General features: G+C 41.0%; 28 protein-coding genes and 1 riboswitch. Of the genes, 20 read left to right on the forward strand and 8 right to left on the reverse strand.

All coding sequences use genetic code 11. The features are described from left to right. Window positions 1-142 precede the first annotated feature (142 nt). From J2Y37_RS08845 to J2Y37_RS08865, 5 genes are all read left to right on the forward strand, one after another. Window positions 143-754 (forward strand): DUF1285 domain-containing protein, encoded by a 612-nt coding sequence (locus J2Y37_RS08845; RefSeq protein WP_349032584.1) that lies wholly within the window; start codon window positions 143-145, stop codon window positions 752-754. Between the two features lie 44 nt (window positions 755-798). Beyond that, window positions 799-1,677, forward strand: coding sequence for a glutamate racemase (gene murI / locus J2Y37_RS08850; RefSeq protein WP_004668454.1), 879 nt, complete (start codon window positions 799-801; stop codon window positions 1,675-1,677). 103 nt (window positions 1,678-1,780) lie between these two features. Further along, the gene (locus tag J2Y37_RS08855; protein ID WP_241323320.1) at window positions 1,781-2,809 is read left to right on the forward strand and encodes a DUF4062 domain-containing protein; all 1,029 of its coding nucleotides are present in this window, start codon (window positions 1,781-1,783) and stop codon (window positions 2,807-2,809) included. Between the two features lie 70 nt (window positions 2,810-2,879). Beyond that, entirely contained in the window at window positions 2,880-3,896 is a 1,017-nt protein-coding gene (hemH, locus tag J2Y37_RS08860; protein WP_241323319.1) for a ferrochelatase, read from the forward strand. A gap of 29 nt (window positions 3,897-3,925) precedes the next feature. Next, window positions 3,926-4,570: an MBL fold metallo-hydrolase gene (locus J2Y37_RS08865; protein ID WP_005194861.1), complete on the forward strand. Its 645-nt coding sequence runs from the start codon at window positions 3,926-3,928 to the stop codon at window positions 4,568-4,570. Window positions 4,571-4,636: 66 nt separating this feature from the next. On the opposite strand, the gene J2Y37_RS08870 is transcribed toward J2Y37_RS08865, so the two are convergent. Next, a complete protein-coding gene (locus J2Y37_RS08870) occupies window positions 4,637-6,373 on the reverse strand; it encodes a hypothetical protein (RefSeq protein WP_349032585.1) in 1,737 nt (578 codons plus the stop codon). 449 nt (window positions 6,374-6,822) lie between these two features. On the opposite strand from J2Y37_RS08870, the gene pqqA reads away from it, so the two are divergent. The 6 genes from pqqA to J2Y37_RS08900 all read left to right on the forward strand — a co-directional run bounded on the left by pqqA (window position 6,823) and on the right by J2Y37_RS08900 (window position 11,153). After that, complete coding sequence (pqqA, locus tag J2Y37_RS08875) at window positions 6,823-6,897, forward strand: pyrroloquinoline quinone precursor peptide PqqA (RefSeq protein WP_001982218.1); 75 nt, start codon at window positions 6,823-6,825, stop codon at window positions 6,895-6,897. A gap of 75 nt (window positions 6,898-6,972) precedes the next feature. Then, window positions 6,973-7,884 (forward strand): pyrroloquinoline quinone biosynthesis protein PqqB, encoded by a 912-nt coding sequence (pqqB, locus tag J2Y37_RS08880; RefSeq protein WP_349032586.1) that lies wholly within the window; start codon window positions 6,973-6,975, stop codon window positions 7,882-7,884. 9 nt (window positions 7,885-7,893) lie between these two features. Beyond that, entirely contained in the window at window positions 7,894-8,655 is a 762-nt protein-coding gene (pqqC, locus tag J2Y37_RS08885; protein ID WP_005194867.1) for a pyrroloquinoline-quinone synthase PqqC, read from the forward strand. Next, window positions 8,648-8,932, forward strand: a complete 285-nt coding sequence (gene pqqD, locus J2Y37_RS08890) for a pyrroloquinoline quinone biosynthesis peptide chaperone PqqD (RefSeq protein ID WP_349032587.1) — start codon at window positions 8,648-8,650, stop codon at window positions 8,930-8,932. Before pqqC ends, pqqD begins: the two co-directional genes overlap by 8 nt. Then, window positions 8,929-10,089, forward strand: coding sequence for a pyrroloquinoline quinone biosynthesis protein PqqE (gene pqqE, locus J2Y37_RS08895; protein WP_349032588.1), 1,161 nt, complete (start codon window positions 8,929-8,931; stop codon window positions 10,087-10,089). Before pqqD ends, pqqE begins: the two co-directional genes overlap by 4 nt. After that, complete coding sequence (locus J2Y37_RS08900) at window positions 10,089-11,153, forward strand: dipeptidase (protein ID WP_349032589.1); 1,065 nt, start codon at window positions 10,089-10,091, stop codon at window positions 11,151-11,153. The genes pqqE and J2Y37_RS08900 overlap by 1 nt, the downstream gene beginning before the upstream one ends. A gap of 15 nt (window positions 11,154-11,168) precedes the next feature. On the opposite strand, the gene J2Y37_RS08905 is transcribed toward J2Y37_RS08900, so the two are convergent. Beyond that, the gene (locus tag J2Y37_RS08905; protein ID WP_004668468.1) at window positions 11,169-11,366 is read right to left on the reverse strand and encodes a DNA gyrase inhibitor YacG; all 198 of its coding nucleotides are present in this window, start codon (window positions 11,364-11,366) and stop codon (window positions 11,169-11,171) included. Window positions 11,367-11,457: 91 nt separating this feature from the next. Between J2Y37_RS08905 and J2Y37_RS08910 the strand changes: the two genes are divergently transcribed. The 5 genes from J2Y37_RS08910 to J2Y37_RS08930 all read left to right on the forward strand — a co-directional run bounded on the left by J2Y37_RS08910 (window position 11,458) and on the right by J2Y37_RS08930 (window position 15,836). Beyond that, window positions 11,458-12,102 carry an SAM-dependent methyltransferase gene (locus J2Y37_RS08910; RefSeq protein ID WP_349032590.1) on the forward strand — a complete coding sequence of 215 codons (645 nt, stop codon included), beginning with the start codon at window positions 11,458-11,460 and terminating at the stop codon, window positions 12,100-12,102. After that, window positions 12,095-13,291 (forward strand): TIGR03862 family flavoprotein, encoded by a 1,197-nt coding sequence (locus J2Y37_RS08915; RefSeq protein WP_349032591.1) that lies wholly within the window; start codon window positions 12,095-12,097, stop codon window positions 13,289-13,291. Before J2Y37_RS08910 ends, J2Y37_RS08915 begins: the two co-directional genes overlap by 8 nt. Before the next feature lie 125 nt (window positions 13,292-13,416). Next, window positions 13,417-14,679: a C4-dicarboxylate transporter DctA gene (gene dctA, locus J2Y37_RS08920; RefSeq protein ID WP_241323311.1), complete on the forward strand. Its 1,263-nt coding sequence runs from the start codon at window positions 13,417-13,419 to the stop codon at window positions 14,677-14,679. Between the two features lie 128 nt (window positions 14,680-14,807). After that, a complete protein-coding gene (locus tag J2Y37_RS08925; protein WP_349032592.1) occupies window positions 14,808-15,218 on the forward strand; it encodes a GFA family protein in 411 nt (136 codons plus the stop codon). 15 nt (window positions 15,219-15,233) lie between these two features. After that, complete coding sequence (locus tag J2Y37_RS08930; RefSeq protein WP_349032593.1) at window positions 15,234-15,836, forward strand: flavin reductase family protein; 603 nt, start codon at window positions 15,234-15,236, stop codon at window positions 15,834-15,836. A gap of 37 nt (window positions 15,837-15,873) precedes the next feature. Here the strand turns inward: J2Y37_RS08930 and J2Y37_RS08935 are convergent, their stop codons facing one another. Then, window positions 15,874-17,121 (reverse strand): crosslink repair DNA glycosylase YcaQ family protein, encoded by a 1,248-nt coding sequence (locus J2Y37_RS08935; protein ID WP_349032594.1) that lies wholly within the window; start codon window positions 17,119-17,121, stop codon window positions 15,874-15,876. Between the two features lie 236 nt (window positions 17,122-17,357). Between J2Y37_RS08935 and J2Y37_RS08940 the strand changes: the two genes are divergently transcribed. Continuing rightward, a complete protein-coding gene (locus J2Y37_RS08940; RefSeq protein WP_005194891.1) occupies window positions 17,358-18,023 on the forward strand; it encodes a hypothetical protein in 666 nt (221 codons plus the stop codon). 49 nt (window positions 18,024-18,072) lie between these two features. Here J2Y37_RS08940 and J2Y37_RS08945 read toward each other — a convergent pair whose 3' ends face one another. Further along, on the reverse strand, window positions 18,073-18,405 hold the full coding sequence (locus J2Y37_RS08945) for a HopJ type III effector protein (RefSeq protein ID WP_005194893.1): 333 nt from the start codon (window positions 18,403-18,405) through the stop codon (window positions 18,073-18,075). A gap of 134 nt (window positions 18,406-18,539) precedes the next feature. Next, window positions 18,540-18,606, forward strand: a riboswitch (Fluoride riboswitch). A 128-nt stretch (window positions 18,607-18,734) separates the two neighbouring features. Between J2Y37_RS08945 and crcB the strand changes: the two genes are divergently transcribed. Then, on the forward strand, window positions 18,735-19,118 hold the full coding sequence (crcB, locus tag J2Y37_RS08950; protein ID WP_349032595.1) for a fluoride efflux transporter CrcB: 384 nt from the start codon (window positions 18,735-18,737) through the stop codon (window positions 19,116-19,118). 15 nt (window positions 19,119-19,133) lie between these two features. Beyond that, window positions 19,134-19,463, forward strand: a complete 330-nt coding sequence (locus tag J2Y37_RS08955; protein ID WP_349032596.1) for a DUF190 domain-containing protein — start codon at window positions 19,134-19,136, stop codon at window positions 19,461-19,463. Window positions 19,464-19,575: 112 nt separating this feature from the next. Here J2Y37_RS08955 and J2Y37_RS08960 read toward each other — a convergent pair whose 3' ends face one another. From J2Y37_RS08960 to J2Y37_RS08975, 4 genes are all read right to left on the reverse strand, one after another. After that, window positions 19,576-19,830, reverse strand: coding sequence for a type B 50S ribosomal protein L31 (locus J2Y37_RS08960; RefSeq protein WP_004668481.1), 255 nt, complete (start codon window positions 19,828-19,830; stop codon window positions 19,576-19,578). Window positions 19,831-19,968: 138 nt separating this feature from the next. After that, window positions 19,969-21,261, reverse strand: a complete 1,293-nt coding sequence (locus J2Y37_RS08965) for an AarF/ABC1/UbiB kinase family protein (RefSeq protein WP_349032597.1) — start codon at window positions 21,259-21,261, stop codon at window positions 19,969-19,971. A gap of 102 nt (window positions 21,262-21,363) precedes the next feature. Then, complete coding sequence (locus J2Y37_RS08970) at window positions 21,364-22,725, reverse strand: MATE family efflux transporter (protein ID WP_349032598.1); 1,362 nt, start codon at window positions 22,723-22,725, stop codon at window positions 21,364-21,366. 287 nt (window positions 22,726-23,012) lie between these two features. Next, a complete protein-coding gene (locus J2Y37_RS08975; protein WP_349032599.1) occupies window positions 23,013-23,474 on the reverse strand; it encodes a DMT family transporter in 462 nt (153 codons plus the stop codon). 140 nt (window positions 23,475-23,614) lie between these two features. Between J2Y37_RS08975 and hemW the strand changes: the two genes are divergently transcribed. After that, window positions 23,615-24,769, forward strand: a complete 1,155-nt coding sequence (hemW, locus tag J2Y37_RS08980) for a radical SAM family heme chaperone HemW (protein WP_349032600.1) — start codon at window positions 23,615-23,617, stop codon at window positions 24,767-24,769. Window positions 24,770-24,809 lie beyond the last annotated feature (40 nt).

Below are 24,809 nucleotides of genomic sequence, written 5' to 3' on the forward strand. Positions count from 1 at the left end.
TCGGTGCTGCCATGAGTGTTCTGAATTGCCAAACACAAAAAGAATCTATTGTGCTTGCAAACGTTTGGGATAGTATAGTTTTAAACCTTGATCTCGCCAATTGGCTGAGCGGTCATATTTTCTCGTCAGCAAGGCATAAACTATGATAAATGAAAATGATTCTTCACAGAATACAGGAAAAATCGTGTTTCCTGATGATAAAAACTTAATGAACATTGCACAATACTTAAAAGATGTACAGCAAAGTCACAAAAGGTCAATTCCACCTTTAGACCAATGGCATCCAAAGCATTGTGGCAAAATGGATTTGAAGATAAAAGCCAATGGTGAATGGTGGCACGAAGGTCAATTGATCAAGCGACAAGCATTACTTGATCTGTTTAGTAAAGTGTTGTGGAAAGAAGATGGAAAATTTTATCTCAAAACACCCGCAGAACAGATTGAAATCGAGGTTGAAGATGAGCCTTTATTGATTAATCAGGCCGATCAGATTGAGATCGAAGGCAAGACGTATTTGCAGCTCACAACGACCAACCAAGATGTGGTGATTGTGGATCAACAACATCCTATTTTTATGCGTGAATATGAGGGAGAGCTACGCCCTTATGTACACGTGCGCTTTGGGATGAATGCCTTGATTCAGCGGCAGAGTTTTTATCATCTGATTAACTACGGTAACTTGTCTGAAAATGCGCAAGGTGAGGCAGTTTTAACATTAAAAAGTGGTGATTTGGTCTTGCATTTAAGCACCTGAGGTTTAAGCTTAAAAGAGCGAATAAACAAGTACCAATGATTTGTATGACTGCCGTTCAAGCGATGCCGCTTTTATTAGACCCTATGCCTCATGCATGCTCAGATGCACCGATTGGGATTTTTGATTCAGGGGTCGGTGGACTGTCGATTGCGCAAGAGATTGCTCAGCATTTACCAAATGAACGGATCCTTTATTATGCTGATACCAAGCATGTGCCTTATGGCGCTCGTTCAGATCAGGAGATTCGTCAACTCACAGCGCAAGCGATCGAGTGGTTATACCGCCAAGGTTGTAAGGTTGCAGTGGTGGCCTGTAATACGGCTTCAGCATTTAGTTTAGATTATTTGCGTGATCATTATGGCGAGCGCTTCCCGATAATCGGTTTGGTTCCTGCATTGAAACCTGCGGTGATCCAAACGCAGACCAAGGTGGTTGCTGTGTTGGCGACACCTGCTACGTTTCGTGGACAACTGATTAAAGATGTGATGTCTCATTTTGCTGAACCCGCAGGCGTGAAAGTGTTAACCGTGACCAGTTTAGAACTCGTGCCTTTTGTTGAGGCTGGGCAGCAATTGAGCGAAGCATGCTTGTCAGTACTACAGCAAGTTTTGCAACCTGTGATTGATCAAGATGCTGATTTTTTGGTGTTGGGTTGTACTCATTATCCATTTTTAAAAGAGGCGATTCGTCAGGTTTTTGATGAAAAGTTAAAATTAATTGATTCAGGGCAAGCAGTTGCGAGACAAACTGCATATATTTTGATAAAAAATAGGTTATTATCTGACAAAATGCGTCATAGTTTTGCACGTATTGAATGTTTTGTCAGTGGTAACAATGCTGTCGTATTAGAACCCGTACTACAGCGTCTTATACCAAAACAAATAACATGGACGATTCAAAATTTGGATGTTGTGAGCACATGAAAGTGCCAAATCGAACCATATTTTATATTTTATCGGGGTTATCTTTTAACAAAAATCAAGATTAGAACTTGATATTATTGATAAGTGAATTGGGGCTTAGCCTATGCAAGATACTCGTTATCAAGTCTTTATTTCGACATCTGGTCATGAAATGCAGCCAGAACGAGCGGTTTTAGCCCAGACTTTGGTTGGTATGGGTTTTTTCTCATGGGGGTTAGAACAGCGAACACCGCTTAGTACCTCGATTGCTCGTCGTCAGATTGATGACTGTGATTATGTGGTGATTTTATTGGGAAGTCAGTACGGTGAGCAGTCAGTTTCAGGTGTGGGCTATATGCATCTGGAATATATTTATGCCATGACCAAACAAAAACCGATTGTTGTATTTATGCATGAAGAGCCTGAATTTAGGGAGGCGCAATTGCATGATCATAAAGCTGAATTAAAAGAAAAATTTAAAGAGTTTAGAAAGCAGCTGCAACACGAAGTTGATCAAGTGTTTTGTTATCGTACTTTAAGAGATTTGGAACTTGCAGTACGTTCGGCTATGCCGCAAATGTTAGAGCGTTATCCTGTGGTTGGCTGGGTTCGTCCTCAAAATACCCAAGTGTTACGTGATGAAATTGATACTTTACGCGCTAAAGTCAAACAACTTGAAACAGAGCTTGGTAGTCGAGAAGCAGATCCACTGACCAGTGTACCGAAAGTTTCGATGTATGAATTATATGCATTTGAGTATCGGATGCATGCTTATCAAGATGGTAACTTCAAAGAAGTGAGACCACACCGAAAAATGACATGGGCGCAGTTGTTAAATGTGCTGGGAACTGCGTTTGTAATCCCAACGCCAGAAGAATATTTTTCGAAACGCATGAACGAGTATTTAAATGAAACAGGCTTGGATGATGCACGAAAAGAAATGCCAAGAGCGCATGCGGTGTCACGCGCTCAACTGAATATTCGAGCGTTGCACGAGATCAAGTTACAAATGCGCCAAAATGAATGGATTATTCCGACAGGGCGAGATGATCGCCAGCGTATGCTTTGGCAATTGACCACAAAAGGGCAAAAACTTTTAGAAAGTAATGTATTGGATAGTAATCGGGTTTTTCAGTTTAAGACAATGCATTAATCCAATTTATAAAAAGGCGCGAAAACTGCTAAAGTAATTGAATAAACTCAATGAAAAGCGGATGCGATCTATGTCAGCGACACCAAAACCTAAAGTGACTGTGGTTCTGGCAAATTTAGGTACGCCAGATGAACCTACTGCGCCAGCAGTACGTCGTTTCTTAAAGCAGTTTTTATCTGATACGCGTGTGATTGAGATTCCTAAAGCACTTTGGTGGATTATTCTACGATTATTTGTGCTGACTTTTCGTCCTAAGCGTGTGGCCGAAGCTTATGCATCGGTTTGGTCAAAAGATTCCCCGATGCGAGAAATTGTGCTTGAACAAGCACAATTGATTAAACAACGTTTAGAAGATGAAAATCATCATTTTGATCTGAATGTTGTTCCTGCCATGACCTATGGTCAGCCAAGTATTTATAACGTTCTAGCACAACTTGAACAAGATCCGCAGGAGCATGTAATTTTATTGCCTTTGTTTCCGCAATACTCAGCCACATCAACCGCGCCGTTGTTTGATGCGTTTGCTAAATGGATACCTAAGCAACGTCATTTACCGGGCATCACCCTTATTAAAGATTATTATCAGCACCCTTTATTTATTCAAGCATTGGCAGACAGTGTGACGAACTACCAGCTTCAACATGGTAAGCCTGAGAAATTACTCATGTCTTTTCATGGCATTCCGCAACCGTATGCTGACAAAGGTGATCCTTATGCAGATCGTTGCCGAGTCACAGCACGTTTAGTAGCTGAAGCCTTGCATTTAAATGAGGATGAATGGGCGATTAGCTTTCAGTCACGTTTCGGTAAACAAGAATGGGTCAAACCCTATACCGACACGCTGCTTGAGCAGTGGGGTGAGCAAAAAGTTAAATCAGTTCAGGTCTTGAGTCCTGCCTTTTCAGCGGACTGTTTAGAAACGCTGGAAGAGCTTGCAATGCAAAACAAAGAAATTTTCCAGCATGCTGGAGGCGGAGAATATGCTTATATTGCGGCACTCAATACTGATCAGGCACATATAGATTTGCTTGCCAGTCTGGTTCAGGCTAATCTTGACGCACTCACCCATACCTTAGCCCATCGTTAAGTCGATGCTTTACTCTGCCAGAGGTTGTTATGCTGCAAGTCAAAATCGTCCCTGTTACTGCATTTGCTCAAAATTGTTCTATCCTTTGGGATAGTGAGAGCAAAGAAGCGGTTTTGATCGACGCAGGTGGGGATGCTGCCGTTCTCAAAAAAGAAGTTGAGGATTTAGGCTTAAAGGTGAAAGCTTTGTGGTTAACCCATGGACATTTAGATCATGCGGGTGCAGTCGGGGAGCTTGCTGAAACATGGAAAATTCCTGTGATCGGTCCGCATAAAGAAGATCAGTTTTGGTTGGATATGATTCAGGAAGTTTCGGCTCGTTATGGCTTTCCCATTCCGCAACCTGTCAAAGTCGATCAATGGTTAGAGGGTGGAGAGGTACTAAAACTGGGTGAGGATGAATTTGAAGTTCGTTTTGCACCGGGTCATACGCCGGGTCATGTGATGTTCTACAATGCACAGCATGGTTTACTTTGGACAGGTGATGTTCTGTTTAAAGGTTCAATTGGACGTACCGACTTTCCAAAAGGCAATCATCAGCAATTGTTGGATTCAATTCAACGTGAGTGCTTTAGTTTGCCTGATGAAACTCAGTTTATTTCAGGTCATGGTCCGATCAGCACCATTGGCTACGAAAAACAATTTAATCCATTTGTTGCCAGTAAAGCGGGTTAAGCCGTTGAAATATGCTTCTGTATAGCAGCTATACAGAAGCATATTTCCATCATTTCGGTGAGCAAATCAAATCGTTTCAAGCCATTTCTGATTGGCTAGGCTCATATCAAAATTCAAACTATTACAAATACTTTGCAAATCAAAAGAGGCTTTGTCTTCTGGAATTTGGATCAGAATAGGTAAACGGGTAATGCCATTATCGCCTGTTGGAAAGGCATAGTGTCGCTCTTTATGATTCACAGAGATCAGTGATTCAAACTCTAGATAAACAATTAAAGACGGAAAGCGTCGTTGCATACGAATGATTTCCTGATGTGCATTTTTCTTAATTTGAGACGTTTTTTCTTTGAGCTTGAGGATATTGTCCTTTATTTTTTGTGGTTTGTTGAATAGCTTGTTTAAGAAGCTAACACTTTGCTTTAACTGACGTTGGTTTTCTTTTAGTTCTGAAAAAGCATCCTTGTATTCTTGTAAAGAGTGCGTACTAATATCTTTGAGCATATTGGTCGGTTCGAGTGCCTCTGCATGATGCTTTTTCCATTCATCGTAAGAAAATACCGTGAAAATATCGGCATGTCGTTTGTGCAGCAGCGTTGCATAAGATTTGAGTCGAGCGACAAAAAGGTGGACGTGTTTATTGCAGATGATCGAAGGTTGTGATTGGAACGCAATAAAATGGCGGATAATCTCATCCAGCGTTTGTTTCATACTGATATATAAATAATGACATTCGTCTGTGTGATGAACAGCGTGCTTTAGCGCATCTGCAATCGGCTCAAGAATATTACGACATAATTTTTGCTCAAAATCGATCAACCGTTGTTCTACCAGTTTTTCAATAAAAATACCTTTTGGGTTGAGTGGTTCCATCAAAAAGGGCAGCAGCACTTTGTCTGTATACAGTTCGATATTACGAACAATATCGGACACATAGTGATTGACTTGTTTATCGATGGTAATGATATGGTTGATCTGCCAGAGGAACTGCTGTTGCTGTGAGCTATCGTCGATTTGATCGAGAAGCAGGATTGCGGCATTCACATAGATATTTTCACAGGCTTCAAATTGCTCTTCTTGTAAAAATCGTCGAATCGAAAAGGTATTTACAATACCTTCGGTGCTTGGTGCAAGTGCGAATATATATTTAGAGGTTTTGACGATATCCAGTTGTTTGGTTTTTTGTTGCTTATACAGGACGTATTTAAGGAGATGGTTTTTTTCTTCTCTTAATTGATGTGAGCGAATAATATTAAACGTGTATTTTAAAAGCTGTTGTTTTAAAAACACCTCTGTAATAAATGTCTTGATAATATCGTTATTAATACCTCGATGGTTGTTTGGAAGCGCGATATGTTCTTTGGCGAGGATCATTTGTGCAGCGACATAGATAAACTCCTTTAGAATCTGATTTTTCTGTGCTTGCAAATCAAAATCATCTTCCGTGTCGATGTTATTGATCTGACTTAGGATATTCTCAAGATAGTCTGAGATTTCGTAAATATCATGGTACTGTCGGAGTCTTTCTAAAGAATCAATGATCTTGTTGAGCAACATTTTAATATACGGATAGTGAATTTTTTCGCTCAGCACATTGAGGTCAGGCTTTGTCAGTGATGAGAAGGTATTGTCTTTTCTATTCCAGTGGATTTTCTTGTGTTGCAGGATGTGTTGGCAAATGTTCTCACGATCTTGCGGAGAAATGTCGGAAAATAAAGCTTGTAATGAGCGCTGCCAATCTTGATCTAAGTGGGGATCAATTTGTGTTGCCAAAACTTTAAGCTGATAGGGGATATTATTATTCATTTACACATCCTGTTAAATTTTAATATTTTTTATAAACTACTGGGCCGATATCAAACAATGCGATTGGATCAGCATGATGTACACGTTTTTGGGCTTAAACCCTATTTGTTTATCTATGCAACATTGGATTAAGATTTGCACAGCATCATGAAAAAGTAAATTACTGTGATGTAATTCACATATTTTAAAAGTGTAAGTTTTTATTGCTTAATTTCTTTTAATTTATCTTTTTGATTTTTCTATTTATTCTTTGATATGAGCTGAATGCGTGGTGGATTGCGCTGTGATGAATACTAAAATTTGAACAAAAATCACAATTATCGAACAATATCTTCGTACAAGCTTGTCTACAAAGCGGCTATTTTTATTTAGAATGATTTTTTGAATACTTCATTTAAATTGAATCAAGTGTTTAATTTCACAAGATGAATCTCATTGGAGACGATTTCATGCAATGGACTAAACCAGCTTTTACTGATTTACGTATCGGTTTCGAAGTGACTATGTATTTCGAAGCGCGTTAATCACCTTCATTCGAATATTTCATAAGCCCTAGTCATGTTCTAGGGCTTATCTTTTTCTAATAAGATATTAATTTTATGCATATTTATGTTTTAGGTTCGGCAGCTGGAGGCGGCTTCCCTCAGTGGAATTGTAATTGTCCCAACTGTCATGGCGTTCGTACAGGTACGATTTCCGCCAAAGCGCGTACTCAGTCTTCGATTGCGATTTCTGAAAATGGCACAGATTGGATTTTGCTGAATGCATCGCCCGATATCCGCCAGCAATTGTTTGATTTCAAAGCTGCACAGCCCGCGCGTCAGTTACGCGATACAGGGATTCGCAGCGTCATTTTAATGGATAGCCAACTCGACCACACCACAGGCTTACTCACCTTACGTGAAGGTTGCCCAATGGATGTTTGGTGTACCGAGATGGTCTACCAAGATTTGAGCAGTGGTTTTCCTGTTTTTAATATGCTGAAACACTGGAATGGTGGACTGCAATATCACCAGATTGATCCGAAACAGGCCTTTAAAATTGATGGTTTTGAGCAGCTCGAGTTTTTGCCTTTCATTATCCAAAGTGCCGCGCCGCCATACTCACCTCATCGCCATGATCCGCATGAAGGCGATAATATTGCCTTGATCATTAAAGACCATAAAACGCAAAAGCAATTGTTTTATGCACCAGGGCTTGGAAAAATTGATGAGTCGATTATGCAGATTATGCGTGATTCAGACTGCGTCATGATTGACGGCACACTCTGGACCGATGATGAAATGCAGCAAACAGGTGTTGGTGTTAAAACGGGTCGTGAAATGGGACATCTCTATATCAGTGGTGAAGGTGGTTCGTTGTCTTATTTGAATCAGCTTGAGCGACCTAAAAAAGTGCTGATCCATATTAATAATACCAATCCAATTTTAAATGAAGACTCTGCTCAATGTGCTGAACTGAAAGCGCATGGGGTAGAGGTTGCCTATGACGGCATGCAGATTGAACTCTAAGGTGAATATATGACACAAACACCTGAAGCATTCAGTACAGAACAATTTAGACAAGCCATTCTGGATAAGGGGCAGTATTACCATATTTATCATCCTTTTCATGTGATGATGTATGAGGGCAAAGCAACCCAGCAACAAATTCAGGCATGGGTGGCAAACCGCTATTATTATCAAATCAATATCCCACTCAAAGATGCCGCCATTATGGCAAATTGCCCTGATCAGCGCGTTCGTCAGGAGTGGATTCAACGCATGCTTGATCAGGATGGTGAATATCCTGATGGTGGCGGTCGTGAAGCATGGTTACGTTTGGCGGAAGCCGTTGGTCTGAGTCGTGAGCAAGTGATTTCAGAAGAATTGGTTTTGCCGGGTGTGCGTTTTGCCGTTGATGCTTATGTCAATTTCGCGCGCCGTGCCACATGGCGTGAAGCTGCCAGTAGTTCTCTAACCGAATTGTTTGCACCACAAATTCATCAGTCTCGTCTTGATTCGTGGCCACAGCATTACCCGTGGATTGATGATCAAGGATATGAATACTTTCGTTCTCGTTTAAGTCAGGCGCGTCGAGATGTTGAGCATGGGATGAGTATTACGCTGGATTCATTTACCACATATGAACAACAACAACGCATGTTAGAAATATTACAGTTTAAACTGGATATTTTATGGAGCATTTTAGATGCGTTGACACTGGCTCATGTTCACCATCAAGCGCCGTATCATCCTGTGACCACAGAACGCGTATGGCATAAGGGGTTATTTCGTGAATAAAGCAGCATTGGATTTAAAGCTGATCCCTACTTGGCGACAAGGTTATCGTTTTCAGTTTGAACCTGCTCAAAATGGTTTTGTGATTTTGTATCCAGAAGGCATGATCAAACTGAATGAAAGTGCAGGGGCAATTGGTCAGTATATTGATGGGCAGAACAATGTCTCTGCGATTATTGCCGAATTAAAACAACAGTTTGGTGATGTAGCTGATATTGAGCAAGATGTGGTTGATTATATGTTAGTTGCTCAGCAGCAACATTGGATTGATTTACGATGACCGAAGGTGTCGGTTTGCCTTTATGGTTGTTAGCGGAGCTGACCTATCGTTGTCCGTTGCAATGCCCATATTGTTCAAACCCTTTGGATTATGCACAGCATAAGCATGAACTGACCACACAAGAGTGGTTCGACGTGTTTGATCAAGCACGTCAGATGGGCGCGGTACAACTGGGATTTTCTGGTGGCGAGCCGTTGGTGCGTCAGGATTTGGAACAATTGGTTGCACACGCACATCAACAAGGCTTTTATACCAACCTGATTACCTCTGGTATGGGGCTGACTGAACAACGAATTGCGGGTCTGAAACAGGCAGGTCTTGATCATATTCAAGTCAGCTTTCAAGCCAGTGATGCGGTGGTCAATGATGCCTTGGCAGGTTCCAAACATGCTTTTGATCAGAAGTATCAGATGTGCCGACTGATCAAGCAGTATGATTATCCGATGGTCCTGAATTTTGTGATCCATCGGCATAATATTGATCAAATTGAACAGATTATCGAACTTTGTCTTGAGCTTAATGCCGATACTGTTGAGTTAGCGATTTGTCAGTTTTATGGCTGGGCATTCTTAAATCGACAAGGTTTATTACCGACTCAAGAACAACTGATTCGTGCAGAACGAATCACCAATCAATATCGTGAAAAATTACGCCAGCAAAATCATCCGTGTAAGTTGATTTTTGTGGTGCCCGATTATTATGAAGAGCGTCCCAAAGCCTGTATGAATGGCTGGGGGAAAATTTTCTTTACCGTTGCACCTGATGGCGTTGCGCTTCCGTGTCATGCAGCGCGACAACTGCCGATTGCGTTCCCCAATGTTCGTGAGCACAGCCTGTCCGAAATTTGGTATGAATCGACTGGTTTTAATCATTTTCGGGGTGATGCTTGGATGCCTGAAAGTTGCCGAAGTTGCCCAGATAAAGCGCGCGATTTTGGTGGATGTCGCTGTCAGGCCTATATGTTGACGGGGGATGCTGCCAATGCAGATCCCGTCTGTGGTAAATCTGCCTATCATCCGTTGCTTGAACAAGCACGTTTGGAAAGTCATCAAGATTCATCGCTAGAAGGAATGCTATTTCGCAACAGTAAAAACTCCAAACGATTTATAGCTCGACAGCTTATTCCTGTTCAAAATATTCTAGATGAATCATTGTGATGGCAGCGATCAGCATAAATCACGGCAACATGCCCATTTTTGATGGTCATAATGATGCGCTGACACGGCTATGGCTCAGTGATGACCCTGATCCCGTGCATGCTTTTATTCATCAGCGGTTAGCAGGACATCTTGATTTAAAACGTTGTCAACAAGCAGGTTTTGTTGGCGGTATGTTTGCAATTTTCCTACCGCCATACGCCTATGTAAAACAACATCATCCGAATAAATTATTTGACCCACATGCGACTGATTTTAGCCAGCAGCAGATTGAGCAGATTTGTTTAGAACAACTGAACTTAGCTCAACAGTTAGTGCAACGCTCTCATGACATTCAAATTTGTACATCGGTTGAGGGGATTCAGCGTTGTCGTGCGCAGCAAAAGTTAGCGATGGTACTGCATATGGAAGGTGCGGAATCTTTACAGCACAATCCAGATTTGCTTGATGTGTTTTATCAGGCAGGGCTACGCAGCATTGGGCCACTGTGGAATAGACCGAGTCGGTTTGGTCATGGCTTGAATGCAAAGTTCCCACATTCACCTGACACGGGCGCAGGACTTACGGTGGAGGGCAAAGCTTTTCTACAGCGTTGTGCTGATCGAAAAGTCGTTGTGGATGTGTCTCACATGAATGAACGTGCCTTTTGGGATAGCGTCGATATTTTACAGCAGCCGATAGTAGCAACGCATTCCAACGCCCATGCTTTATGTCCGCAGGCACGAAATTTGACCGATGCACAATTGAAAGCCATCCGTGATAGTCAAGGAATGGTGGGCGTCAATTTTGATGTAGCATTTTTACGTGCGGATGGGCAGCGTAACGCCGATACACCGATTGATGTGATTTTAGATCATCTGGACTATATGATGGATCGGCTTGGTGAAGAGTATATTGGTTTTGGTTCAGACTTCGATGGCGCATTGATCAGTACAGAACTTGAAGATGTCACAGGTATCTCCAAGCTGATTGAGCGAATGCAGCAGCGTCATTATTCAAGTGAATTGATTGAAAAACTGTGCTGGCGTAACTGGCTTGATGCGCTGAATCGAATTTGGCTTTAGCGAGCGAGGCGAAGATTAATCTTCATACTCATCTTCACCACGTTTTACATCAGCTTGAGGCGACTCTTGGGTTGGGATTTTATATTCATCGCTTGCCCAAGCACCTAAATCAATCATTTTACAGCGTTCAGAGCAGAAAGGACGGAATGCATTGCCTTCCCAAGTGCTAGCTTCTCCACAACGCGGGCAGGGAAAGGTACGAGGTGTAGACATAGAAAATTCCTAAGAGGTGAAACAAATAGATTAGGCAAAAGTAAAGTCAGTTGATAGACTTATGCCGATTTATAGATAGTTTGATGGGATTATGTCGATTCGTCAATTTCAAGCACAACGCATGCAAGCACCACGTGATTTTATCACAATTCCAAACACCCCGATCTGTGTCGAAATAGGTGCGGGAAAAGGCAAACATGCGCTGTTATTTACTGCCCAAAATCCACAAACAGCATTGTATGCGATTGAACGGACCAAAGAAAAATTTGTGGCCATGCAAAAACAGCATCAGCTTGAGCCTCGTGACCACTTACATCCTATTCATGCTGATGCATTGCCTTGGGTGGTACATGCTTTGTTTCCTGCTCAGGTGGAACAATTTTTCATTCTTTATCCAAACCCAGAACCGCATAACCCAGCACAGCGTTGGTTGAATATGCCGTTCTTTGAGTTTTTACTGTCACGTCTTCAGCCAAATGGCTCAATTACCTTGGCGAGTAATATTCCTGAATATATTGATGAAGCAGAGCAGCAGTTAATTGACGTGTGGAAGCTACCATATCAGAAACAAAAAATTGCAGCGGATTCTGCGCGAACACATTTTGAAATCAAATATTTAGAACGTGGTGAGCTTTGCCAGCAATTGATTATCACTAAACCTGAAGCTTATACCACTCGCTTTGATGATTTTGCACCTTTACAAGGACAAAACGCGCAAGAGAAACGTGATGCCTAAGCGGGTTGCAATTATTGGCGCAGGACCAGCAGGCTTAATGGCGGCTGAAGTTCTCAGTCAATATGGTTATGAAATCGAAGTATTTGAACAAAAACCTTCTGCTGCGCGAAAGTTTCTCATGGCCGGCAAAACGGGCTTGAACATCTCACATGCTGAGCCGATGACGCACTTTTTACAGCGTTATGATCATGCCGAATGGTTAGCGCCTTGGGTCAAACAATGGGATGCAAAGTGGATTCAAGACTGGATGCAAGGCTTGGGTATTGAATCCTATATCGGTAGTTCAGGTCGGGTGTTTCCTGTAGAAATGAAAGCAGCACCCTTGCTTCGGGCTTGGTTAAAACGATTGATGGTGGATGGCGTCAAATTTCACTATCGACATCGTTGTGTTGGTTTATCCAATAATCAATTGACCATCGAAAATCAAAGTCAACGTTTTACAGCAGCTTATGATGCGATTGTATTGGCCTGTGGAGCGGTGTCATGGTCGCAACTGGGTAGCGATGGTCTATGGCAGCAATGGTTGTCGAATGATGAGATAGAGCCTTTCCAAGCCAGCAATGCTGGTGTATTAAAAGCATGGTCGCCATTTATGCAGGATTGTTTTGGGCAGCCACTTAAGCGCGTGGATGCGTGGGTAGAGTCAGCGAAGAAGACACACGGTGATATCGTAATCACGCACTATGGTTTTGAAAGTGGTGTGATTTATAAACTGGGTCGTGATTTAAGGAGAAAAATTTCTCAGAATCAAGAATTAGCACTTTATTTCGATTTGCTGCCCGATGTAAGTCTTGAACAATTAGAAAAGAAACTACAAGCAAATAAAAAACAGTCACTCACCAATATTTGGCGTAAAGCAGGTTTGGATCAAGTCAAAATCAATCTCCTTCGTGAAGTGGTTGAAAAAAGCCTATGGTCAGATGCAACACAGATGGCACAGCAGATTAAACATCTCAGCATTACTCTTGATGGATTCCGTCCAATAGAGGAGGCGATTAGCTGTGCAGGTGGAGTCAAACAAGCGGTGCTGTCGCCACAACTACAATTGCAATCAAATCCGTATGTGTTCTGCTGTGGTGAAATGCTGGATTGGGATGCACCAACAGGTGGCTATTTACTGACGGCGTGTTTTGCAACTGGGCGTGCCGCGGGCGAAGGTGTGCATCATCTTGTGAGCAGACCCATTTAAGATGATGTTTTGCAAAGCATTGCTTAAATTTTGTGTATTTTTCATGTTCTAAATATTCTTTATTTTCGGGTGTTGGCGGGTTTTTTGCACTGTTGAGATTTATCATTTTGGTTGATGAATTTACGATGTGGCAAAAGCTTAAATCCAGTTTATTTCTTCAGGTGGTTCTGGCATTAATTCTTGGGATTATTGTTGGTATCAGCTTTCACGATTTCTCTTTAGCATTGAAGCCTTTAGGCGATGGCTTTATTTCTCTAATCAAAATGTTGATCGCACCGATTGTTTTCTGTGTGGTGGTGCTCGGTCTATATGGTGCCAATGACATCAAGAAAATGGGAAAGGTCGGTGCAAAAACGATTTTATATTTTGAGATTGTGACCAGTATTGCGCTGGTGTTGGGCATCGTCATTGCTTATGTATTTAAACCTGGTGTCGGGATGAATATCGATATCAGTAAACTCGACGGAAAGGATCTCAGTGTTTATACCGAACGAGCACATACGATGGGTACAGGATCTGATTTTCTTCTACACATTATTCCAAAAACCTTTGTTGATGCATTTGCCAGTGGTGACATTTTACAAGTTTTACTGATTGCGATTTTGTTTGGTATTGCACTCTTGTTGATCCCAAAACATTTGGGTGATTTGGTCTGTCAGGCACTTGAAGCATTTTCTGAAGTATTCTTTAAAATGATGGGCTTGATCATACGGCTAGCACCAATTGGGGTGTTGGGTTCAGTGGCATATACCACCGCAAAGTTTGGTGTCGATTCACTGCTTCAACTCGGTTATCTGGTGTTGTTGTTTTATGTGACTTGTATTTTATTTGTGCTAATTATCTTAGGTGGGATTCTTAAGTTGGCAGGGTTAAATATTTTTAAATTCCTGAATTATTTTAAAGAAGAGTTATCCATCGTATTGGGTACCGCATCTTCTGATTCTGTTCTGCCACAGATCATGAAAAAACTGAGAAATCTAGGAATCAAGGATTCCACAGTTGGCTTGGTCATTCCAACGGGTTACTCGTTTAATTTAGACGGATTTTCTATTTATTTAACACTGGGTGTGATTTTTATCGCTCAGGCCTGCAATATTGATCTATCCATGCACGATCTTCTGGCAATTTTACTGGTGTCATTGGTGACCTCAAAAGGTGCACATGGTATTCCTGGCTCTGCATTGGTTATTCTGGCAGCCACTTTGTCGGTCATTCCGAGTCTTCCAACCATAGGTTTAGTGTTGTTATTATCCGTGGATTGGTTCATCGGGATTGTACGTGCTTGTACCAATCTGATCGGGAACTGTGTGGCTACAGTCGCAATCGCACATTGGGAAAAGGATATTGATCATGCACGCGCACGGGCAGTATTGGATCAAAAGGTTTAGCTGGCGCTTTATTTCGAGAAGAATAGTTTGAGTAAATTGAAAAGTCTCATCTAAATGCTATTCACGATTTGCATGGTGTGCTGATCTCGCCTATATTTTTACGTGAAAATTCATTTAAGGAATAAGAAATGTCTCAGACTACACCTGTATATCATGGTCGTTGTTTATGTGATGGGATTCATTATGAGATTCACGGTGAAATTGGCGAGATCATCCAATGTCATTGTCAACGTTGCCGTAAAGCCAATGGAACCGCTTTTGCGACCAATGCACCGATTAACAGTGCAGATTTTAAAATTATACAAGGCGAGAATTTAATTAAAAAGTTTGCAACAGCAGGTGTTTACCGTTGGTTTTGTGGAGAATGTGGTTCGCCATTGATTAGTTCGCGTGATGCACAGCCAGAGCTTTACCGCCTAAGAATCGGTACCTTAGATACGCCTTTACAGCAAAAACCGAGTATGCACATCTTCACTGCATCCAAAGCCGAGTGGGACTGCATAGCCGATGATTTACCACAATATGCTGAACGTCCTTAAACGAAGTATCTGATTATGATTTTTGAGACATCGAAATTAGAGGCAAATGAAATCTATAGATTATTGGTGGGCGGAATTACCCCTCGACCGATTGCGTGGATAAGCACTGTATCTGCTGATGGGGTTGCCAATATAGCACCCTATTCTTTCTTTAATGTAGCAAGTTGCAATCCTCCTATTCTTTGGTATTCGCAAGTAAATCCAAGAACTGGCAATGATAAAGATACCTTGAGAAATTTAATCGACACCAAAGCGTGTGTGGTACATATCGTCAATGCTCAGTTACTTGAAAAGATGAATTTGACCTGTGCTTCACTTCCACCGGAACAAAGTGAATTTGATTTTGCTGAGATTGAGTCCTGTCCAAGCCATCAAATGCCGCCTTTGTCGGTCAAAGATTCTATGATTCGATATGAGTGTCATCTAAGAGAAGTGATTCAATTGAGTACGTTGCCATCGGGTGGAACAGTCGCCTTGCTTGATGTGAAATCCATATATGTGGATGATCGCTTATGGGATGGCAAAATGATTGATCAACAGCAACTCGACAGTGTCGGGAAAATGGGTGGTGATTTTTATAGTTTGACCACTGAATTGCGAGAACTCAAACGACCATAACAGAGTAGATAGAATAGGAGGAGACGCCTCCTATTTCTTATTTTGTTGTTAAGGTTTCATTTTCAAACTGAATGTTATCCCAGCCATTTTTAATAAACTCATGAATCGTACTTGATAATTCAATTGGGCTAATACGTGATATATAAATTGATTGGCAGTGATTAAAAAGTACAAAACGATGTAGTGTTTTTAGAAATGGTGTTAGCCACAATGCGATATCAATTTCTGTATTTTCAATATGCAGATGAATTAACTCAAACTGAGCGCTTTTACGGTGAGCTTTACAATCCACCCGACCAATAAAAACATCACTAAATAAAATAGGCAAACAAAAATATCCATATCTTCTTTTTGCTTGCGGCGTGTAACATTCAAGACGAAAATCAAAGTCAAAGCAGGTTTTTACGCGTTCACGATGAATGATTGAGTTGTCAAAAGGTGAGAGTAAGCAAAGGTTACTATGATCCGTGTTATAGGTTTTTTCAAGTAAATCAGTGCGCACATAGATCGTTTGTATTTCATCTACTTCGAACTTTTGGATGATTTTATCCTCAAGCATTTGACTTAGAATTTTTTCAACATTTTGACGTAATATTTGTCCCTTTTTTAAATGTGTTATTTGCTTGATGGTGGTAAAGCCATACGCTCTAAGATAAGTCTTGACCAGATATTCAGCGTATTCTAATGCTGTTGGTGGTGTTGTATTGATCGTACTGGGTAGCACCTTTTCACTCAGATCATAAACTTTTTCTATGCCATTTCTGGCACAAATCATGAGATCCCCTTGCATAAAAAGCTGCTCAAGCGCGATTTTCGTTGGTTTCCAATTCCACCAACTGCTATTACTTTTACTTAAGCTTTCAAAATCTCTGGCTTTTTGCGGTCCCTCAATACGGATTTTGTCGTACACATTGTGCATGACTTGAGGATCCGCTTTAAAATAACGAGATTCACCATTTTTAATGCTTAGCATTTGCGGTAAAGCATAGCGAAAATCTTGCATGGGCAAATACGACGCAGCATGAAACCAGTATTCAAATATTTGACGTTCTGCGACTAATTGCTCAAGCAGTTGTGGCTGATAATCTGGAATTCGTGTCCAAAAAGTATGATGATGTGCCCGAGAAACCACCGATAAAGTATCAATCTGCACATAGCCAAGCTGCTGTAAGGTCGCAAGAACAGCCAATTTTCCTGAGCCAAAAGGTTTTTTGTGATTCAGACCTTGCGCTTCTAATGTAATTAGTCGTAGTTTTTTTAATAGATCAGCTTGGTTAATCGTCATGATTTCCCTCAGGTATTTTTTATTCAAACATTTGTTATTTCGCTGAATATTACATTTCTAAATTTCACACCTTCAAGAATCATTCAGTCGAAATTGAAAAGTATTTCACGATGAGATGTGCGGTCGGTAAAGGCGTGCATTATTTTATCAAGTGATAAAATGAAACTTCTTTTTCTGCGCGGCATTGGCTATTATTAGAACATAAAATATTTTAAATCAATTTATTAAGAGTATTTATGAATACTGAATTATCTTTAGAGAAACAAGAGCAAAAAGAAATTTTACCATTTTCGCCCAAAAACTTATGGATGCTGTTCTTCCAACCCAAGACGTTTTTTTCTCTGCCGGCAAGCTATCATCATCGCAGTATTATGATCGCTGCCTATTTAATAGGTGTGTTTTCTGTCATGGATCGAGTCGATCAAAAGTTGCTTCAAGCAGAATTTGGAAATCGTACATCGTTAATGCTTGATATTACAGATGCTTGGTGGAGTTATTGGTTACTCGTTTTAGGGCTGGGAACGATCTCTGCTGTAATTGTTTGGTTGATACACGGTTGGTGGTATAAAAAGCGTTTACAGTTTTCAGGCGCCAAAGACGCAGACCCACAACTGGCCCGACATATTTGGGCTTTACAATCTTTGGTCACAGCTTTGCCTGTTATTATTGTCACAATATTACAGACATTGATGTATAGCAGTTATCTTGATGCGTATCAAAACTCATCAATTTTGAACTTGGTGGTCATTCCCTTTATATTTTGGTCATGTTGGGTGAGCTATCGAGCTGCAACCTCAGTGTTTAATACTAACGGATGGGCGAAGTTTTGGTTTCTGGCATTCCCGATCACGTTTTATGTGCTAGCAATGGGGCTTTTGACCGCTTTAATGGCAAATGCATGATCGGTATAGGATAGCAAGCAGGAAGGGAAACCTTCCTGTCTTTTCAATATCAACGGGCAGTTAGCGCCTCACCCTCAAATTTCACACCATCCCAACCATTTTGCATAAATTGACGAATGTTTTGGTGATCCGTTCCTTCTGGTGTCGCAAGCACAGAAGCGTAATGCTCAGCAAATAAACTTAAGGTTTCTTCAGCATTTAAGCCTTCAATTTTAGCAAAAGAAAAAACTTTGGCACTGCCTTGATTTTCCGTTGCAGCATTAAATTGTACGCCATTTTGAAAAGCAGTTGGAGTGTGTTGATAGCGTGCTTCAATAAATGCCAACACATCTGCAAACTTGGCAGAACCTGCTTTTAATTGCGCTAATAATGTTTGAGCCATTTTAAAATTCCATGTGTATAAAATGAATGCGAGCATCATAACATGAGGAAACTGTGGATAACTGAATGCTTATGCACAGTTTCATTGCAACTCAAAAAGATCGGTTGAGTTGTCTAAAAATTATGTTATTTTAGAAAAATAAAGGAGATGGTATTCCTCCTGTAACAAACCGCCGTTGTGGCTAATGATGCCTACGTGACCCTAAACAGGGGACGTAGCTGTGTGCGTGCTCTGTTTTAATTGAAGAGTTCGCCGATGAAAAGCTTCCAGAAGAATATTGATCAATCCATGCAGAATACTTTTTCTTCTCCAAGTTTAATTTTGGAGTCATGATGTATTATTCCTTAATTTCAATTGCAATGGGTTCTGTGCTCGGTGCATGGTTGCGTTGGTTTATTGGTTTAAAACTCAATCCCATCTTTCCCAATATTCCTTTGGGTACGGTCACCGTTAATTTTGTTGGTGGCTTTATTATTGGCTTTGCGATTTCATATTTTTCTCAAAGCTCTTTGAGTCCCAACTATAAACTGTTTGTGATTACAGGATTCTGCGGCGCACTTACCACCTTCTCGACATTTTCAGCTGAGATCATTGCTTTGTTGCAAAGTGGCAAATTGGAATATGCGGCACTTACGATTCTAATTCATGTTTTGGGTTCATTGTTGTTTACGATTTTGGGCATGAGTTTACATCAATGGCTAAGTACGGCTTAGTTTTGGAGTGATGAAATGAATGGATTTTTAATTACTTTTTATACTGCTCAGAATCGACAATATGCAGGTCAATCAATTGTAGAATGGTTGTTGGCGATCGCAAAACAGATGAATCTACGTGGTGCAACGGTGATAAATGCCAGTCAAGGTTTAGACCATCGTGGGCAGCTTCATTCAGCTGGATTTTTTGAGTTAGCAGATCAGCCTGTACAGATTCAATTTGCAGTCACGGCTGAACAGGCAACTGAACTATTAAATTATCTCAGTGATAAACACGTCGCTTTGTTCTATGTCAAAACACCGATTGAGTTCGGTTTTATTGGGCAAGCGTCACTCGACGTTTAACCAATAGATGTCAGAGATAAAATTTAGACATAAAAAAAGAAGTCTAAGCGGAGGAGATAATAGCCTTAGACTTCGAATTCTTTTACTTTAATCGTTTAACCTTAAAATTAGATTAAGACTTACGATTAAAACGTGCAAAGCGTTTGTTAAAGCTTGCAACACGACCTTCATTGCTTGCTTGACGTACTTCACCTGTATAGAACGGATGCGATGCACTTGAAATATCTAAGGTTACATATGGGTAAACTTGACCTTGATATTCTTTAGTTTGTTTCGTTTGAAGTGTGCTACCAATCAAAAAGTAGGCATCGGCATTGGTGTCATGAAAAAGCACTTGTTGATAAGCAGGATGAATATCTTTACGCATTTGAAATACTCCTATTGTTTATAGAAATGTTATAACATAACAATATATGGAGTCAATCTAATCTATTTCAAGTTATAGTTTCAATTGGAGCGAAACGTAAAAAGTCCTTTATTCATGCTTCGAAAAAAACTATGTTTATTAACTTGGTACTAACTCTTCAAACAGATCATTCAGGTTGTCATGCACTTTAAGGTGAATTAAGTTCCAGTAGTGTCCTGAAATGGTTCGATTGACCATTAAAGTATCTGGAGAGGGCTTAAATACATCCCAATATTTCAATGACTTTTTCACCAGACGCATACCATCATGGTGAGATGAATTTTCTGCAAAATCATAATGTGTGCTTAATGGACGTAATAGAATTTCGATCCATTGTACATATAGCTCACTTGGGAATTTTTGCTTTTCAGCAATCGAGTTTAATTCAACCAACAAATCTTCGACTTGGTCAATATCTTCGTTGCGGGCGGCGTTTACCAATGCTTTAAAATGCTGAATGATCTCAGGAGATAGGGTTTTAACACTGCCATAATCGTAAATGATGACAGTTCCATCTTCACGAAAGGCAAAGTTCCCCGGATGAGGATCACAATGGAAACGTTTTAAGAAAAACATTTCTTGTCCTAAAGCACGAATTAAGCGACGACCGATTTGATTGCGTGTGTCAACCGACCAAGTGCTTGCAGTTTCAATGGATTCACCTTGTTCTAAACTTAAGGTCAGCACTCGGCGAGAAGAATATTCTTTAAAAACGCTTGGAATGATGACTTGATCATCCAGACTTTCATGGAAAGTTCGAAACACCTCTAGATTTTGTGCTTCAATTTCATAATTCAGTTCAGCAGAGAGGCTGTCTTGGATTTCTTGAAACAATTGATCTTGCAGCTTTTTATCTATTTTTAAAACACCCATCAGGCGTAAGGCTAAACGGACTTGTTTTAAATCACTTTCGCAGGCTTGGTCGACACCAGGATATTGCACTTTGACCACAACAGCTTGCCCATTTGGCAGCACTGCTCGATGCACTTGACCGATTGAGGCTGCTGCAAATGGTTCTGACTCAAAAGAGCTAAAGATATCTTTTAGAGGTTTTCCGAGTTCTTTTTCGACTTGTTGTTGTATCGCAGCAAAGGGCATGGCAGGAGCTTGACGTTGTAGTTTTGCGATTGCCTTAGCCACTTCAGGTGGAAAAATATCTTTATATTGCGAAGCGATTTGTCCAACTTTCATGACCGCGCCTTTCATTTCTCCAAGTGTATCGGCAATTTGTAGACCGACTTCTTGGAAAAATTGACTGCGAGCAGCATTTTTTTGTTCTTCATCTGCGGTGAGATTCCGAATCGAATTGGCAACACTTTTGCTGGCAATACTTGCGGTCATGCCAGCCAGTTTGAAAAAACGTTTACTGGGAGAGCTTGCATGTTTTGCCATATTACTTGACCTCATACGATCCAGTTTTAAAGTGATCCTTTGATCATAGGCGACAAAACTTAAATTGCCTATAACAAAATGTTAAGTGATGTAAGTAGTCGCCTATAGGTTGACGCTTACTGTTTCCGTCAGTCGTTTATTATTTAAATATAAACGTCCAATCAAGAATACACAGGCAATACTTAAGCCAATAATCAGTCCTAGCCAAACCCCTGCCACGCCCCAAGCGGTATAACGAGCCAAATATAAGCCGATAGGGAACGCAATCACCCAGTACGCCATTAAGGTAATCCACATCGGTGCTTGCGTGTCTTGCATACCACGTAAACAACCTGCTGCACTGACTTGCCATGCATCCATCAACTGATAAGCCATTGCAAACCAAAGTAAATACATCGCGACAGGAAACACATCTAAATCAGTGGTATAGACTGCTACGATATACGGTCGTGCAATCGCGATCAGGATCATAGTACATGCTGCAAAAAAGGTCGCACTCATCAGTCCAATTTTTTGAACTTGGCGCATGGCTTGCCAATTTTTCTCACCATAATACATCCCGACGCGAATGGTTAATGCGATCGCCAAGGACAATGGAATCATAAATAGGACTGAGGTGACTGAGATTGCAATCTGATGCGCTGCAATCGCATTTTCCCCTAAGGGACTTAATACCAGTGCGCCTGTACTAAAAATACTGACTTCAAAGAAAATAGCCAAACCAATCGGTAAGCCTAAGACTAAAATCCGTTTTGTCCATGCTGGATCAATTTTTTCCCATTTTGTAAAGATTGGAACGTGTTGGTAGGCTTTGGCTTTGGAAATATAAAGGGCTAAACTGATCAGCATCAACCACTGTAAAATCGCAGTAGCAAAGCCGCAGCCAGCACTACCTAACGCTGGAATTGGACCCAAGCCGTACATAAAGATTAGATTCAATGGAATCAGCGCCACCAGTGCAACTAAGCTGATCACCGTGACAGGGCGGGGATGACCCAATGCTTCTGAATAACTCCGTAGCGCGGCATACATCATCACCGCAGGCATACCAAAACCAATCGCATGTAAAAATAAACTGGCTTTCGGTATTAAGCTTTCAGGTACCCCAAATACTGGTAATAACCACGGCAGCGTTTGCATAATTAACAGGGCAATTGTACCCAAAATAGCGGCAACCCATAACGACTGACGGGCAATGGTCGGGATCTTTTCAGGCGTTTTAGCACCTCTTGCTTCTGCGACAAGCGGAGTCGTTGCAATCATGATACCTGCAAATAGCAGCATAACGGGCATCCACAAACCGACACCCACTGCAATGGCGGCAAGGTCAGCGGCAGATAAATGCCCCGCCATAATGGTATCAATGAGGCCAAAGCCTGCCTGAGCAAACTGTGTCATTAAGATGGGTAACATTAAATGAAACAGATGTTTAAGTTCAAACCGTGCGCTGGTGATGTGGGACACTAAAAATACTCTTAAGGAATAAGGGCTTATTGGTATTTCAGCCATGCATTGCGTTATTGGCTAAAACGACATAAACGAGGCATGAAACGTAGGCAATGGCGGCTCCCTTGTCAAGTTTCATAACGAAGTTTAGAGAGGTTTTAGCCATAACCCTTCGGGACAGGGAGATTTTTTGCCGTTACTACGTTATGTTTATCTCATTTAGAATGACTAAATTTCGTTAAACATGCCTTGTACCATCTAAAAAATCTCCTCTGTCGCAAGCATCTGTGAAATATCAATAGGCCCTAGCGCTGTAACGTGAGTAAAACACCAATAAAAATCACGATACTGCCAAGGAGACGTTGCCAATTGATCGGCGTTTTATCTGTACCTAACCAACCAAAATGGTCTAATAACATTGAAATAACCATTTGTCCGAAGATGACCAGACCTGAAAAGGTGAGAAATCCGAGTTTGGGAGCAGTATAAATGCTCATACTGATCGCATAAACCCCAAGGAAGCCTCCGACCCATAAAAACCAAGGAATATGTGAAAGTTCACTTAAATCAGGTTTTGCTGTACTTTGAAAATAGACTAAAAATCCCAAGATCACTGTACCGACTAAAAATGATAGAAATGCAGCTTGCAGTGGAGAATGTAAATATTCTCTCAGTTGAGCATTAATCGCAGTTTGAAAGGCCATTGCCACACCGACACCTAGGGCGAGGGGGAGAAAAAGGAGCAATTGGCTAGAAATTTTCATCATATGATTGGTCTAATTGTTATTTATGCTGACAGTCTAACTGAATACAAACATGATGGTAAGTCAGTTGGCGTGTTTGAAGTCACAACAGCGTCTAAGGTAGTCGTGTTAAAATAATGAGGTTCTGTTATTGAGCCTGTACTTTGAGTCATTTAAACCCAGCAAATATTCCACTTTCACTGTATATCCATATGCCTTGGTGCGTGCGTAAATGTCCTTATTGTGACTTTAATTCGCATGCGGTACCTGATGGGCAATTGTCCATGGATTTAGAGCAGCAATACTTGGCTGCATTGGTGGCCGATTTTGAGACGCAAGTGAAAATGGCGCAAGGACGTTCAATTCATAGTGTATTTATTGGGGGAGGTACACCATCTCTCATTTCTGCCCAAGGTTATACATGGCTCTTTGATCAGCTCAAAGCGCGTCTAAATTTTGAAGCAGGATGCGAAATTACCTTAGAAGCCAATCCCGGCACCGTAGAACATGATCCCTTTGCAGATTATTTGGCTGCGGGCATTAATCGCTTGTCGATTGGCGTGCAGAGTTTTGATACCGAACATTTACAACGCTTAGGACGGATTCATTCCGCCAACAATGCGCTTGATGCGATTCAGCAAGCCCGACAAGCGGGTTTTGAACGGGTCAACGTGGATTTGATGCACGGTTTGCCACAACAGACGCAAGAACAGGCTTTAATGGATCTTAGGCTTGCGGTTGAGCACGGAGCGACACATATTAGTTGGTATCAACTGACCATTGAACCGAATACGGTTTTTTTCAGGACTCAGCCAGTATTACCAAAAGATGATGTTTTGGAATATATCCAAGAGCAAGGCGAGGCGTATTTAAAAACCAATGGTTATCTCAATTATGAGGTTTCCGCATGGCGTAAAGAATTGCCATCGACGCATAACTTGAATTATTGGCAATTTGGGGACTATTTAGCGATTGGAGCAGGGGCACATGGCAAAGTCACTTATCCTGATGGTGTTTATCGTTTCCAAAAAACACGTTTGCCTAAAGATTATTTAGCCAAGGTTCCTGCCGATCACGTACAAATGAAACGAATCGAAGCAGATGAGTTGCCATTTGAGTTTATGATGAATGCCTTGCGTTTAAATGAAGGTGTAAATGCTGAGTTGTATGCGCAACGGACTGGACTGGATTTGAATGATTTGAGCGAAACCTTAAATCAACTTCGTGACAAGAAGTTATTGGTTGCAGATCTCAATAAAATTGCTTGTACTGAACAAGGGCATGTCTTCTTGAATTCGGTATTAGAAAAGTTTTTATAAGGAGAGGGTGACTTTGAGTAAAAGTACTTGAAGTCATTCA

Source organism: Acinetobacter sp. 3657 (genome assembly GCF_031456775.1).
Taxonomy (GTDB): Bacteria; Pseudomonadota; Gammaproteobacteria; order Pseudomonadales; family Moraxellaceae; genus Acinetobacter.

What these genes read in the sequence shown, in the direction of transcription:
- J2Y37_RS08845 (WP_349032584.1), top strand. Translation starts at nt 143, where the DNA reads ATGATAAATGAAAATGATTCTTCACAGAATACAGGAAAAATCGTGTTT.
- murI (WP_004668454.1), top strand. Translation starts at nt 799, where the DNA reads ATGACTGCCGTTCAAGCGATGCCGCTTTTATTAGACCCTATGCCTCAT.
- J2Y37_RS08855 (WP_241323320.1), top strand. Translation starts at nt 1,781, where the DNA reads ATGCAAGATACTCGTTATCAAGTCTTTATTTCGACATCTGGTCATGAA.
- hemH (WP_241323319.1), top strand. Translation starts at nt 2,880, where the DNA reads ATGTCAGCGACACCAAAACCTAAAGTGACTGTGGTTCTGGCAAATTTA.
- J2Y37_RS08865 (WP_005194861.1), top strand. Translation starts at nt 3,926, where the DNA reads ATGCTGCAAGTCAAAATCGTCCCTGTTACTGCATTTGCTCAAAATTGT.
- J2Y37_RS08870 (WP_349032585.1), bottom strand. Translation starts at nt 6,373, where the DNA reads ATGAATAATAATATCCCCTATCAGCTTAAAGTTTTGGCAACACAAATT.
- pqqB (WP_349032586.1), top strand. Translation starts at nt 6,973, where the DNA reads ATGCATATTTATGTTTTAGGTTCGGCAGCTGGAGGCGGCTTCCCTCAG.
- pqqC (WP_005194867.1), top strand. Translation starts at nt 7,894, where the DNA reads ATGACACAAACACCTGAAGCATTCAGTACAGAACAATTTAGACAAGCC.
- pqqE (WP_349032588.1), top strand. Translation starts at nt 8,929, where the DNA reads ATGACCGAAGGTGTCGGTTTGCCTTTATGGTTGTTAGCGGAGCTGACC.
- J2Y37_RS08900 (WP_349032589.1), top strand. Translation starts at nt 10,089, where the DNA reads ATGGCAGCGATCAGCATAAATCACGGCAACATGCCCATTTTTGATGGT.
- J2Y37_RS08905 (WP_004668468.1), bottom strand. Translation starts at nt 11,366, where the DNA reads ATGTCTACACCTCGTACCTTTCCCTGCCCGCGTTGTGGAGAAGCTAGC.
- J2Y37_RS08910 (WP_349032590.1), top strand. Translation starts at nt 11,458, where the DNA reads ATGTCGATTCGTCAATTTCAAGCACAACGCATGCAAGCACCACGTGAT.
- J2Y37_RS08915 (WP_349032591.1), top strand. Translation starts at nt 12,095, where the DNA reads ATGCCTAAGCGGGTTGCAATTATTGGCGCAGGACCAGCAGGCTTAATG.
- dctA (WP_241323311.1), top strand. Translation starts at nt 13,417, where the DNA reads ATGTGGCAAAAGCTTAAATCCAGTTTATTTCTTCAGGTGGTTCTGGCA.
- J2Y37_RS08925 (WP_349032592.1), top strand. Translation starts at nt 14,808, where the DNA reads ATGTCTCAGACTACACCTGTATATCATGGTCGTTGTTTATGTGATGGG.
- J2Y37_RS08930 (WP_349032593.1), top strand. Translation starts at nt 15,234, where the DNA reads ATGATTTTTGAGACATCGAAATTAGAGGCAAATGAAATCTATAGATTA.
- J2Y37_RS08935 (WP_349032594.1), bottom strand. Translation starts at nt 17,121, where the DNA reads ATGACGATTAACCAAGCTGATCTATTAAAAAAACTACGACTAATTACA.
- J2Y37_RS08940 (WP_005194891.1), top strand. Translation starts at nt 17,358, where the DNA reads ATGAATACTGAATTATCTTTAGAGAAACAAGAGCAAAAAGAAATTTTA.
- J2Y37_RS08945 (WP_005194893.1), bottom strand. Translation starts at nt 18,405, where the DNA reads ATGGCTCAAACATTATTAGCGCAATTAAAAGCAGGTTCTGCCAAGTTT.
- crcB (WP_349032595.1), top strand. Translation starts at nt 18,735, where the DNA reads ATGATGTATTATTCCTTAATTTCAATTGCAATGGGTTCTGTGCTCGGT.
- J2Y37_RS08955 (WP_349032596.1), top strand. Translation starts at nt 19,134, where the DNA reads ATGAATGGATTTTTAATTACTTTTTATACTGCTCAGAATCGACAATAT.
- J2Y37_RS08960 (WP_004668481.1), bottom strand. Translation starts at nt 19,830, where the DNA reads ATGCGTAAAGATATTCATCCTGCTTATCAACAAGTGCTTTTTCATGAC.
- J2Y37_RS08965 (WP_349032597.1), bottom strand. Translation starts at nt 21,261, where the DNA reads ATGGCAAAACATGCAAGCTCTCCCAGTAAACGTTTTTTCAAACTGGCT.
- J2Y37_RS08975 (WP_349032599.1), bottom strand. Translation starts at nt 23,474, where the DNA reads ATGATGAAAATTTCTAGCCAATTGCTCCTTTTTCTCCCCCTCGCCCTA.